The organism is Streptomyces sp. NPDC097640, assembly GCF_040302705.1.
GTDB lineage: Bacteria > Actinomycetota > Actinomycetes > Streptomycetales > Streptomycetaceae > Streptomyces.
The window spans coordinates 189,789-203,329 of sequence record NZ_JBEOSB010000023.1; the positions used below are offsets into that span (position 1 = coordinate 189,789).

The following is a 13,541-nucleotide window of genomic DNA, read 5'->3' on the forward strand; positions in this document are numbered from 1 at the left end:
TGGACTCGGAAGGACTCAACGCTCCACTCCCCACGCACAAGTTGTCTCGCCCGGCCCGGTGCCGGCCCGGTACCGACCCCGTGTCGGCCCGGTGTGCCCGGCAGGCCGGGTCAGCGCCCGTAGAACTCCGCGACCTTGCCGATGATGTGGTCCTGGTCCGCCTCGGTCAGTCCGGTGTGGGTGGGCAGACACAGCCCGTCCGCGGTGAAGCGGCCGGCGTTCAGGGAGGCCCAGTCCGGATCGAAGTAGAGGGGCTGCCTGCTCATCGGCTGGAAGAACCGCCTGGTCTCGATGGACTCCTCGGCCAGAAACGCGCACAGTTCATCGCGGCGTTCGGCCCGCAGGTCGTACATCCACAGCACATCCCGCGGCGGCATGCGGGTGATTTCCCGGATATCCCGGAGCCCGGCGTCGTAATACGACTCGATCTTCCTGCGCTGGGCGAGGAATTCGTCTATCTGCTCCAGCTGCCCGAGGGCGACTGCGGCCTGTAGATTGGTCATGCGGAAGTTGTAGGCCAGCTTTTTGTGCAGGAAGTCGTGCTCGGGGCCGATGGCCATCCCGCGCAGATGCGCCATCTGCTCGGCGAGCCTGCGGTCGTCGGTCAGACAGACGCCGCCCTCACCGGAGGTGATGATCTTGTTGGCGAACAAAGAGAAGCACGCCACGTCGCCGACCGGCCGGATGCCGTGCGCCTCGGCGCAGTCCTCGACCACCCGCAGGTTGTAGTCGAACGCGATCCTCGTGATCACGTCCATGTCGCAGCGGCGCCCGTGCACATGGACGGGCATGACGGCCTTGGTGCGCGGCGTGATCCTGGACTCGATGAGAGCCGTGTCGATGTTGAGGTCGTCGCCGCAGTCGACGAAGACGGGCGTCGCGCCCGTGTAGGTGACCGCCCACGCGGACGCGACGAAGGTGAATTCGGGGACCAGCACCTCGTCGCCGGGGCCCACGCCGAGGGCGCGCAGCGCCAGGGTGAGCGCGGCCGTACCCGAGGAGCAGGACACTCCGTGCGCCACGCCGTTGTAGCGCGCGAATTCGGCTTCGAACTGCCCGACATAGGGCCCTGCGGCCGATATCCACCCGGAACTGATGGCCTCGGTGACGTACTTCAATTCCGCGCCCACCAGATTTGGTTTCGCGGCCTGATATCTGAAGGTCATGCCATTCCTCATTCAGCCGGGGGCCGAGGGCACGGTCGCTCACTTCACTGTATCGGCGCCCCAATTCAGAATCACTAAGGGAAGTACCAGAGCCCTTCGGCGCGGGGTCCGCTTCACTCCCCCGTGGCGATCCAGTCCTCGATGGCACGCGCGGTGTCCGCCGCCTTTTCCTCGATCACCGAGAAGTGATTGGCCGCTATGGGCCGTACGGTGTGCGAGGGGTCGAGCGGGGAACTGCGCCAGCGGTCGAACTCGGCCTCGCCACCGGGGAACGCCTCCGCGCACTGGAGGAACAGGACGGGCACCGGCACCGGGTCGTACTCCAGGTGTGCGGCGATCTCGAACCAGTGGGCCATGCCGGACAGCCTCGCGCTGTGGAACACCCCGAACTCCGACTCGGACCGGAAGATCTGGTCCAGCAGCCCGCCGACGAGAGTGCCCTGCGACTCCACACCGGTGGGCCGGAAGGTGTCCATCATGACGACCGACTCCGGCAGGCGTGCGCCGGTCCGTGCGAGATGGCCCGTGACGGAGTAGGCGAGCGCGCCCGCCGAGGAGTGGCCGACCAGGACGAAGGGGTCGTGGTCGGCGGCCTGCTCGATGCTCGCCGCCAGCGTACGGAGGGCGACCTCGGCCGTGGCGGGCAGGCTCTCCCCGACGGCGTAGCCGGGCAGCGGGATCGCCGACATGGGGCGGGTGCCGCGGAAGTGGGCGGCCAGCCGGGCGTACTGGTGCACACCGCCGTTGACGACGGTCGAGCTGAGGCAGATCAGGCGGGGGGTGGCGGGCCCGTCGGCGAGGGACACCGGCCGTGCCATGTGCCGGGGGTCGTCCGGCAGGTCGTAGATGGGCCGGATCTTGGCGATCGCCTGAAGCATATGGAATCCGTCGCCCACCTTGTCCGCGATGACCGCGGCGCGGAACATCGCGCTGACGGTGTCCTGCCCGCCGGGCGCCTCCTCCCGAGTGGCCGGCCGGGGTCCGGTTCCGCCGTGGCCGGCGAACTCGTGCCGCACCCAGCGGGCGAGTTCGGCGGGTGTCTTCTTGTCGAACACCAGCATCGGGGACAGTCGCAGCCCGGTCAGCTCGGTGAGCCTGTTGCGCAGCTCTATCGCGCTGAGCGAGTCGAATCCCAGCTCCAGGAAGTCGCGTTCGGGGTGGACGGCCGCGGCCTCGCCGTGGCCCAGGAGCGCGGCCGCGTGGCCGCGCACCAGTTCCTGCACGGCGGTGTCCTGCTCGTCCTCGCTGAGCCCGGCGAGGTGCCTGCGCAGCCAGTCCGGGCCGGTGTTCTCCGCGCCGGCGGCGGTGGCGGTACGGCGCACCGGCGGCACCAGTCCGCGCATCAGCGGCGGCAGTTTGTCGGCGTGGGCGCGCAGGGTCGCCATGTCCATCCGGACGGGCACCGGGTTGGCGTGCCGCAGCGGGATCGCGGCGTCGAACAGGGCCAGGCCCTGCGCCACGGACAGCGGTGGCAGGCCCGTCCGCGCGCTGCGCCGCAGCTCCGTGCCGGCCAGGGTGCCGGTCATCCCGGCACTCTCCTCCCACGCGCCCCAGGCCAGGGAGGTCGCGGCCTGGCCGCGTGCGGCGCGGTGTGCGGCCAGGGCGTCCAGGAAGGCGTTCGCCGCCGCGTAGTTGCCCTGCCCGGCCGCGCCGCTGACCCCGGCCAGTGAGGAGAACAGGACGAAGGCGGCCAGGTCGAGGCCGCGGGTCAGCTCGTGCAGATGCCACGCCGCGTCCACCTTCGGCCGCAGCACGGCGCTCAGCCGCCCGGGCGTCAGCGCCCCCACCACACCGTCATCGAGCACACCCGCCGTATGCACCACCGCCGTGAGCGGGTGCTCCGCCGGGATCGACGCCAGCACCCCCGCCACCGCGGCACGATCCGACACATCACACGCCACGACCGACACCTCGGCGCCCAGCGCCGACAGCTCCGACCGCAGCTCCCCCGCCCCCGGAGCGTCCGGCCCGCGACGGCTCGTCAGCAGGAGTCGGCGCACTCCGTGTCCGGTCACCAGGTGGCGGGCCAGTTCGCTGCCCAGGCCGCCGGTCCCGCCGGTGATCAGTACCGTGCCCGCGCCGCTCCACGGGTGGGTGGCGTCCTCCTCCGGGGCCAGCCGGGCGAGGCGCCCGACGCGCAGCACGCCGTCCCGCACGACGGCCTGCGGCTCGCCCGACGCCAGCAGGACGGGCAGGTGGGCGGAGAGCGTTCGAGGGTCCTCCGCCGATGTGCCGTGTTCCGCGTCGAGGTCGAGCAGGACGAACCGGCCGGGGTTCTCCGACTGGGCCGAGCGCACCAGCCCCCACACCGCGGCCGCGGCGAGGTCCGCCACGGGTGCTCCGTCGTCGGCGGCGACCGCGCCCCGGCTCACGAACACCAGCCGGGAGTCGGCGAACCGGTCCTCGGCCAGCCATGCCTGGATCAGTTCGAGGGCCTGTGCGACGGCTCGGTGGACCTCGGCCACGTCCACGGTCCCGGACGGGCCGACCGCGACCGACACCACGTCCGGTGCCGGCTCGAGCGACGCGAGCCCCGCCGCCGTGGCGTCCGTCAGCTCGACGACGCCCGTGGCATCCTCCGCGGCCTCGCCGTGCGGGACGGCAGCCCACTCCAGGCGGAACAGGTCGCGCGCCACCGCGGCGTCGCCGCCCCCGGCCATCGCGTCCGGGGACACCGGGCGCAGCACCAGCGAGTCCACCGAGAGCACCGGAGCCCCGGCCGGATCGTTCGCCGTGAGCGCCACCGTGTCGGTGCCGACCGCGGCGAGCCGGACGCGCAGTATGGAGGCGCCACCGGCGTGCAGCGACACTCCGTTCCAGGAGAACGGCAGCCGGCCGGCGCCGCCCGCCCCCAGGTCCACGAAGGACACCGCGTGCAGGGCGGCGTCCAGCAGCGCCGGATGCAGTCCGAACGAGGCCGCGTCCTGCGCCTCCTCCGGCAGGGCGGCCTCCGCGAACACCTCGTCACCGCGCCGCCACACCGCGCGCAGCCCCTGGAAGACCGGCCCGTATCCGAATCCCTCCGCGGCGGTGCGCTCGTAGAAGCCGTCCACCTCGACGGGCTCGGCGCCCGGCGGGGGCCACGCCGCGCCGTCCGGCCCGCCATCCGGGGCGGCGTACGGCGTGGCGTACGGCTCCTCCGGGGCCAAAGTGCCGGTGGCGTGCCGGGTCCACGGCTGGTCGGGCGCCTCGGCGGGGCGCGAGTACAGGCTCAGCTCCCGGCGGCCCGACGCGTCGGGTGCACCCGCCCACAGCTGTACGACCGCCGTGTCCCGCTCTCCGAGGGCCAGCGGCGCGGCGAGGGTGAGCTCCTCGACGCGGGAGCAGCCGACCTGGTCGCCCGCGCGGGTGGCGAGCTCCAGGAAGCCGGTGCCCGGGAAGAGCGCCGTGCCGCCCACCACATGGTCGGCCAGCCACGGGTGGGTGCGCACCGACAGACGGCCGGTGAAGAGGACGCCCTGCGAGTCGGCGAGTTCCACCTCGGCGCCGAGCAGGGGGTGCCGGGCGGCCGTCAGGCCGAGACCGGAGACGTCGTGGGCCCCGGGGAGCGCCGCCGACCAGTAGCGCTCGCGCTGGAAGGCGTACGTCGGCAGCTCCACGCGGCGCGCGCCGGTGCCCTCGAAGTACGCCTCCCACCGCACCTCGGCGCCCGCGGCGTGCAGCCCGGCCAGCGCCGCGACGACCGTGGCCGTCTCGCCGCGGTCCTTGCGGCAGACGGGCACCACGACCGCCTCCGAGGTCCGCTCGCCCAGGATCTCCCGGGCCAGGGCGGACAGGACCGCGTCCGGACCGATCTCGACGAAGATGCCCACCCCGTGATCGCCGAGTCGGCGCACGGCGTCGTCGAACCGCACCGCCTCCCGTGCGTGCCGCACCCAGTGGCCGGGCGAGCACAGCTCCTCCGCCGTGGCCGGGTGGCCGGTCAGGGTGGACACCAGCGGGATCCGCGGGGCCTGGTAGTCGAGGGATTCGGCGACCCGCCGGAACTCCTCCAGCATCGGCTCCATGAGGGGCGAGTGGAAGGCATGGCTGACCGACAGCCGCCGGGTCTTGCGGCCCTCGTCGGTGAACCGGGCGGCGAGTTCCAGCACCGCGTCCTCGGCTCCGGCGATCACCACCGAGCGCGGGCCGTTGACGGCGGCGACGGACACGCGGTCGGCGCGGTCGGCCAGCAGCGGCGTCACCTCCTCCTCGGTGGCCTGGAGCGACACCATCGCGCCGCCGGTGGGCAGCGCCTGCATCAGCCGGCCGCGCGCGGCCACCAGGGCGCAGGCGTCGGCGAGGGACAGCACGCCCGCGGCATGGGCGGCCGCGATCTCGCCGATGGAGTGGCCCGCCACCTGGTCGGGGGTGACACCCCAGGACTCCAGCAGCCGGAACAGCGCGACTTCGAGGGCGAATAGGGCGGGCTGGGTGTACGCGGTCCGGTCGAGCTCGGCGGCCTCGGGGGTGTCTGGCTCGGCGAACACCACCTCACGCAGCGGCCGGTCCAGGAGGGTGTCCAGATGCGCGAACACCGCGTCCAGGGCCCGCGCGAACTCGGGGAAGCGGTCGTACAGCTCCCGGCCCATACCGGGCCGCTGTGAGCCCTGGCCCGCGAACAGGAACGCGGTCCTGCCGCCGCCGCGGGCCGTGCCCCGGGCCAGCTCCGCCACACCGTCGCCGGTGGCCAGCAGGGCCACGCGGTGTTCGAGCGCCGAGCGGCTCGTCACCAGCGAGTACGCCACGTCCAGCGGCCGGAGGCCGGGGTGGTGTTCCAGGTGTCGCAACAGCCGGTCGGTCTGGGCGCGCAGCGCCTCCTCGGTGGCGCCGGAGACGAACCAGGGCGCCGGCCGGTCGGACGCCGTGGTGACGTCGCCGGATCCGCGCTCCAGGGGCGGGGCCTGGGCCGGTGCCGGGGCTGGTGCCGGTCCCGGGGCCTCTTCGAGGATCACATGCGCGTTGGTGCCGCTGATCCCGAACGACGAGATGCCCGCCCTGCGGGACCTGTCGCCCCCCGGCCAGGGCACCGGTTCGGTGAGCAGTCGCACCGCCCCCGTCGACCAGTCCACGTGCGAGGACGGCGCGTCCACGTGCAGGGTCCTGGGCAGCATGCCGTGCCGGAGCGCCATCGCCATCTTGATGACCCCGGCGATGCCGGCGGCCGCCTGGGCGTGGCCGAAGTTGGACTTGACCGATCCCAGCCACACCGGCGGCGCCTCGGCAGGCCGGCGGCCGTATGTCGCGAGCAGGGCCTGGGCCTCGATCGGGTCGCCCAGGGGCGTTCCGGTGCCGTGCCCCTCCACGGCGTCCACATCCACGGCCGACAGCCCGGCGTCGGCCAGCGCCTGGCGGATCACCCGCTGCTGGGACGGGCCGTTCGGCGCCGTCAGGCCGTTCGACGCGCCGTCCTGGTTGACGGCCGAGCCGCGCAGAACAGCCACCACCTCATGCCCGTTGCGCCGGGCGTCCGACAGCCGCTCCAGGGCGACCAGCCCCGCCCCCTCGGCCCAGCCGGTGCCGTCCGCGGACTCCGAGAACGCCTTGCAGCGGCCGTCGGCGGCCAGCCCGCCCTGCGCGTTGAAGGCCAGGAACGGCCCGGGGTTGGCCATCACCGCCACGCCACCGGCCAGGGCCAGGGAACACTCGCCCGAGCGCAGCGCCCGCGCGGCCCAGTGCAGTGCCACCAGCGAGGCCGAGCAGGCCGTGTCCACCGTCACCGCGGGGCCCTCCAGGCCGAGGGTGTACGACAGCCGGCCGGAGATCACGCTGGTGGCCTCGCCCGTGAGATAGCGGCCCTGAAGCTCCGGGGGCGGGGTGTAGCCGCTCCCGGCGGCGCCGATGAACACGCCGGTGTCGCTGCCGCGCAGACCGGCAGGGTCGATGCCCGCCCGCTCCAGGGCCTCCCAGGCGACCTCCAGCAGCAGGCGCTGCTGCGGATCGGTGGCCAGCGCCTCACGCGGGGAGATGCCGAAGAAGCCCGCGTCGAAGTGGCCCGCGCCGGTGAGGAATCCGCCCTCCCGCACATGATCCCCCTCCAGGGGCCAGCCGCGGTCCGCGGGGAACGGGGACAGCGCGTCCCGGCCGTCGGCCACCAGCCGCCACAGGTCCTCCGGCGAGGCGACGTCCCCGGGGTAGCGGCAGCCCATGCCCACGACCACGATCGGGTCGTCGGCCGTGGCGCGGGGGTCCGCGCGATGGTGGCCCGCGGGCGCGGACGTCTCCTCCTCGCCGCCGAACAGCTCGGCGAGCAGGTGGTCCGTGAGGACGAGCGGGGTGGGGTAGTCGAAGACGAGGGTGGACGGCAGGCTCAGGCCGGTGACGGCGTCCAGCACATTGCGCAGCTCCACCGCGGTCAAGGAGTCGAACCCGAGCTCCCGGAAGGCGCGGTCGGCGCCGATCGCGTCCGCGTCGGCGTGTCCCAGCACGGCCGCGGCCTGATCGCGGACCAGGCCGAGCAGCAGCTCGGCGCGTCCGGCGTCCGGCAGGCTCTCCAGCTGCTCCCGGAACGCGGCGACGGCCGACCGCTCCCCCTGCCGCGCCGCCAGGGCCCGTTCGACGACGCGCCGGACCTCGGGCAGACCGGACAGCAGGGGGCTGGGCCGGGCCGACAGGAAGGAGGGGGCGAAGCGCTCCCAGTCGACATCGGCCACGGTCACGGCCGCGTCCTGCCCGGTCACCGCGTCCCGCAGCGCGCTGATGGCCAGGTCGGGCGCGAGAAGGCCGAGCCCGCGGCGGAGCAGATACTCGGACATCGCGTCCTCGGTGGCCATTCCGGCCCCGGCCCAGGCGCCCCAGGCCACCGAGGTGGCGGTGGCGCCGCGAGCCCGCCTGGCCTCGGCCAGGGCGTCCAGGTACGCGTTGGCCGCCCCGTAAGCGCTCTGCCCACCGCTCCCCCATACCCCGGCGATGGAGGAGAACAGCGCGAACAGGTCCAGGGGCCGGTCGCCGAGCAGCGCGTCGAGGTTGGCGGCGCCCGCCACCTTGGCGGACAGGATGTCGGCCACATCCGCGGGGGCCGTCTCCGCCACCGGGACCGACCTGCCGACACCGGCCGTGTGGACGACACCGGTCAGCGGGGTGTCGGCGGGGATGTCGGCCAACACGGCGGCAAGCGCCGGGCGGTCCGCCACGTCGCAGGCCACGATCGAGACCTGGCAGCCCGACTCCTCCAGCTCCGCCGCCAGCCGGGCCGCGCCCGGCGCGTCCGCCCCGCGACGGCTCGTCAGCACCAGACGCTCGGCGCCGCTGCGGGCCAGCCAGCGCGCCACTTCCGCGCCCAGCGCCCCGGTGCCGCCGGTCACCAGCACGGTGCCCGTCACAGAGAAGCCCGGCTCCTCGCGCTCGGTACGGCCGGGTGCCAGCCTGCGGCCGAACAGGCCGGACGCGCGGATCGCCACCTGGTCCTCGCCGGGCCCGTCGCCGTCACCATCGCCGACGGGGCCGGCGGCCAGCACCCCGGCCAGCCGCCGGGCGGCCCGCGGGTCGATCTCCTCGGGCAGGTCGACCAGGCCGCCCCAGCGCCGTGGGTGCTCCAGCGCGGCCACCCGGCCGAAGCCCCACACCTGGGCCTGGACGGGGCAGGCCACCCGGTCCGAACGGCCGATCGACACCGCGCCCCGGGTCACACACCACAGCGGCGCCTCGATCCCGGCGTCGCTGAGTGCCTGCGTCAAGGCCACGGTCAGCGCCAGGCCGACGGGCACGGCGGGGTGCTCCGCGAGCGGCGACTCGTCCAGCGCGAGCAGGGACAGCACTCCCGCGAAGGGCGTCCCGTCCGTGGCCGACCGGGCCAGCCGCCCGGCCAGTGCCGTACGGTCCGCCTCGCCTGCTTCGAGGAGAACGGCATCTGTTCCGAGGGCGGCGAGGACGGAGGTCACCCACGCGTCCTCGGCGCACCCCGCGGGTACCACCGCCAGCCAGGTCCCGGGGGCGGCGTCCACGGCGGTATCGGCCAGTGGCGTCCAGGCCACCCGGTAGCGCCAGCTGTCGACCAGCGAACGCTCCCGTCGCTGTCGGCGCCAGGACGACAGCGCGGGGACGACGGGGGTCAGCGCCGCGCCGTCGACACGCAGGCTCGACGCCAGGGCTTCGACGTCCTCGCGCTCCACGGCGGTCCAGAACTCCGCGTCGGCCGGGTCCGCATGCGTCGCGCTCCGCGTGTCGGCTTCCTCCTCACCGGCGGCCTCGGGCCAGAAGCGCTCGCGCTGGAAGGCGTAGGTGGGCAGCTCGGCCCGGCGTGCCCCGGTGTCCGCGAAGAACGCAGGCCAGTCCACCGCGACCCCGGCGACATGCAGCCGCGCCACTGCGGTGAGCAGGGCGGTGTCCTCGTCCCGGCCCGCGCGGAGCGCCGGGACCACGACCGTGGCGCCGGACCGCTCCGGCAGGTTGTCCTGCACCATGGCGGAGAGCACGCCGTCGGGGCCGATTTCGAGGAAGGCGGTCACTCCCGCCGCGCCCATCGCGGCCACTCCGTCGGCGAACCGGACGCTCTCCCGCACATGCCGCACCCAGTACTCGGGCGAACACACCGATTCCGCCTGCGCGGGCGCGCCGGTGACATTGGAGACGAGCGGGATGCGCGGCGTCTGGAAGGACATCCTCGCCGCCACCTGCCGGAAGTCCTCCAGCATGGGCTCCATCAGCAGGGAGTGAAACGCATGGCTGACCGCCAGTCGTCTGGTCTTACGGCCGTCCTTCGCGAACCGGGCCGCGACCTCCGACACGGCGGAGGCGTCACCGGAGACGACGACCGAACGGGGCCCGTTCAGCGCCGCGATCGACACCCGCTCGCCCAGATACGGGATCACCTCGTCCTCGGTGGCCTGGAGCGACACCATCGCGCCGCCCGCCGGCAGCGCCTGCATCAGCCGCGCCCGCGCCGCCACCAGCGTGCACGCGTCCTCGAGCGACAGCACACCGGCCACATGAGCGGCGGCCACCTCGCCCACCGAATGTCCCGCCAGGTGGTCGGGGCGCACGCCCCACGACTCCACCAGCCGGAACAGCGCCACCTCGAGGGCGAACAACGCGGGCTGCGCCCATCCCGTCCCGTCCAGCAGCGCGGCCTCGGCCGACCCGGTCCGCGCGAACATCACCTGGCGCAACGGACGGTCCAGGTGTGCGTCGAGGTGTCCGAACACCTCGTCCAGGGCCTTCGTGAACACCGGGAACCGCTCGTACAGCTCCCGGCCCGTCCCCGCCCGCTGACTGCCCTGGCCCGAGAACAGCATCCCGAGCCCGCCGCCCGGCCGCGCCACGCCCCGGCCTGTCCGCGCCACACCGTCCGGGCCGGCCAGCAGCACGGCACGGTGCTCGAACGCCGGCCGGCCCGTCGCCAGCGAGAAGCCGACGTCCAGCGGGTCGGGGCCGGTGTCCGCCATGAGCGCTGTGACGCGCTCGATCTGACCGTCCAGCGCCTCCTCGGTCTTCGCCGACACCGGCCACGGGACGACGCGGGGCACATGGGTGCCCGGGTCCGGCTCCCGCTCGGCCGGTGGCGCCTGTTCGACGATGACATGCGCGTTGGTGCCGCTCATGCCGAACGACGAGATCCCCGCCCGACGTGGACGCCCGGTCTCCGGCCACTCGACCGGCTCGGTCAGCAGCTCCACCGCCCCCGCCGACCAGTCCACATGTGACGACGGCCGGTCGATGTGCAGCGTCCTGGGCAGCCTGCCGCACCGCAGCGCCATGACCATCTTGATGACGCCGGCCACGCCCGCCGCGGCCTGGGAGTGGCCGATGTTCGACTTGATCGACCCCAGCCACAGCGGGCGCTCGGCGTCCCGGTCCTGGCCGTAGGTGGCGAGGATCGCCTGGGCCTCGATGGGGTCGCCCAGCGTGGTGCCGGTGCCGTGCGCCTCCACCGCGTCCACGTCCGATGTCGTCAGCCGGGCGTTGTCGAGGGCCTGCCGGATGACGCGCTGCTGCGACGGGCCGTTGGGCGCGGTGAGCCCGTTGGAGGCCCCGTCCTGGTTCACCGCGGAGCCGCGTATGACCGCCAGCACCTGGTGGCCGTTGCGCTGTGCGTCGGACAGCCGCTCCAGTACGAGGATGCCGACGCCCTCCGACAGGCCGGTGCCGTCCGCGGCCTCGGCGAACGCCTTGCACCGGCCGTCCTCGGACAGCCCCCGCTGGGCGCTGAAGTCGATGATCACCCCGGGGGTGGACATCACCGTGACGCCGCCGGCCAGCGCCAGCGAGCACTCGCCCGTCCGCAGTGACTGCGCCGCCCAGTGCAGGGCGACCAGCGACGACGAGCACGCGGTGTCAAGGGTGACGGCGGGCCCCTCCAGCCCGTAGAAGTAGGACAGCCGCCCGGAGGCGATGGAGCCCGAGGCCCCGTCGACGCCGTAGTCGTGGTACATCAGCCCCATGAAGACGCCGGTCCGGCTGCCCTTCAGCGAGGCCGGGTCGATCGCCGCCCGCTCGACCGCCTCCCACGACGTCTCCAGCAGCAGCCGCTGCTGCGGATCCATCCGCAGGGCTTCACGGGGCGAGATCCCGAAGAAGCCCGGGTCGAAGTCGGCCGCGTCGTAGAGGAAACCTCCCGAGCGCGTATACGACTTGCCCGGTACGCCCGGCTCCGGATCGTACAGCTCGGACAGGTCCCACCCCCGGCCCACCGGGAAGCCGGAGGGCCGGCCGCGGTCCGTGGGAAACGCCGAGATGGCATCGGTGCCCTCGGCGACCAACCGCCAGAGATCCTCCGGCGACATCACCCCGCCCGGGTAGCGGCAGCTCATCCCGACGATCGCGACCGGCTCCTGCTCTCCCGCCTCCAGCGCGAGCACCCGCTGACGGGTCTGGTGCAGGTCCGTCGTCACCTTCCGGAGATATTCGAGAAGCTTTTCGTCGTCCATAAGAAGCCTTCACCCGTCTTCGGTCAGATGGTCGCCGGTCGTCGGCTCAGTGGAGGTCGAGCTCGTTGTCGATGAAGGCGAAGATCTCTTCCGCCGAGGACGAGCCGATCCGGGATTCCACGGAGGCCGAATCGGGTTCGCCACCGGTCCACTTGAGCAGCAGGGATTGCAGTCGCACGGTGACGGCGCGGCGTCGGTCGTCGTCGGACACCGAAGACAGCAGCTGTTCCAGCCTGTCGATCTCGGTCAGGGTCGGATCCGCGGTGTCGGTGTCATCGGTCAGCTGCGCCGCCAGGTATCCCGCGGCGGCCTGGGCGGTGGGGTAGTCGAAGATCAAGGTGGCGGGGAGCCGGAGTCCGGTCGCGGCGTTGAGCTGGTTGCGCAGCTCAACGGCGGTCAGCGAGTCGAACCCGAGCTCGTTGAAGTTACGGTCCGCCTCGACCGTGTCCGCTGACGCGTGGCCCAGAACGACGGCGACGTGGCCGCGCACCATGTCGATCAGCAGGTCCAGCCGTTCCTGGGGGCCGAGTCCGGCGAGCCGTCGCTTGAGGCCTTCGGCGTCGCCGCCGCCCGCGGTCTCCCGGCTCAGCCTGCGCGACGCCGGGACCAACCCGCGCAACAGCGCCGGGATCTCGCCCCTGCGGGTACGCAGGGCGGCGGTGTCCACGGGTGAGGCCGTCACGGTCGCCGCACCGGAGACGAGCGCGGCGTCGAACGCCCGCAGCCCCTCCGCGGCCGACAGCGGCAGCAGGCCCTGACGCCGCAGCCGGGCACGGTCCACCTCGCCCAGCATGACGCCCATGCCGGTCTCCGACCACAGGCCGAAGGCCACCGAGGTGGCGGGCAGACCCTCCGCCCGGCGGTGCTGGGCGAGGCCGTCCAGGAACACATTCGCCGCCGCGTAATTCGCCTGACCCGCCGCCGCCACCGAACCACCGATCGACGAGAACATCACAAACGCCGAGAGCGGCAGCCCCCGCGTCAGCTCATGCAGATGCCACGCCCCGTCCGCCTTCGGCCGCAACACCATGTCCCACTGCTCCGACGTCAACGACCCCACCAAGCCACTGTCGCCGACACCCGCCGCGTGAATAACGGCGGTCAGCGGATGCCCGGAGGGGACGGAGGCCAGCAGCTCCTCGACCGCCGCCCGGTCCGCGACATCACAGCCCGCCACGGTGACCGACGCGCCCAACTCCACCAGCTCATCCCGCAACGCCTCCGCACCCTCCGCCGCCAACCCCCGGCGCGACACCAGCAGCAGCTGCCGCACACCGTGCTCCACCACCAGATGACGGGCCACCACCGCACCGATCCCACCCGTACCACCCGTCACCAACACCGTCCCCCCGCCGTCCAAAGGCGGAAGGCCCGGCTCCTCGACCGGCTCCATACGCCTCAGCCGGGGAACCAACACCTCGCCCCCACGCCAGGCCACCTCCGGCTCACCGCACCCCAGCACCGACGGCAACACCCCCGCCACGTCCTCGCCCTCCGCCACATCCAGCAGCACAAAACGCCCCGGATTCTC

General features: G+C 73.5%; 2 protein-coding genes and 1 pseudogene. All 3 read right to left on the bottom strand.

Translation table 11 applies throughout. The features are described from left to right. Positions 1–110 precede the first annotated feature (110 nt). Positions 111–1,166, bottom strand: a complete 1,056-nt coding sequence (locus tag ABTY62_RS32035) for a DegT/DnrJ/EryC1/StrS family aminotransferase (protein WP_352132917.1) — start codon at positions 1,164–1,166, stop codon at positions 111–113. Between the two features lie 113 nt (positions 1,167–1,279). Next, positions 1,280–11,977 (bottom strand): annotated as a pseudogene (locus tag ABTY62_RS32040) (type I polyketide synthase); the annotation flags it as partial. 79 nt (positions 11,978–12,056) lie between these two features. Beyond that, on the bottom strand, positions 12,057–13,541 hold a 1,485-nt coding region (locus tag ABTY62_RS32045), incomplete at its 5' end, for a type I polyketide synthase (RefSeq protein WP_352132919.1).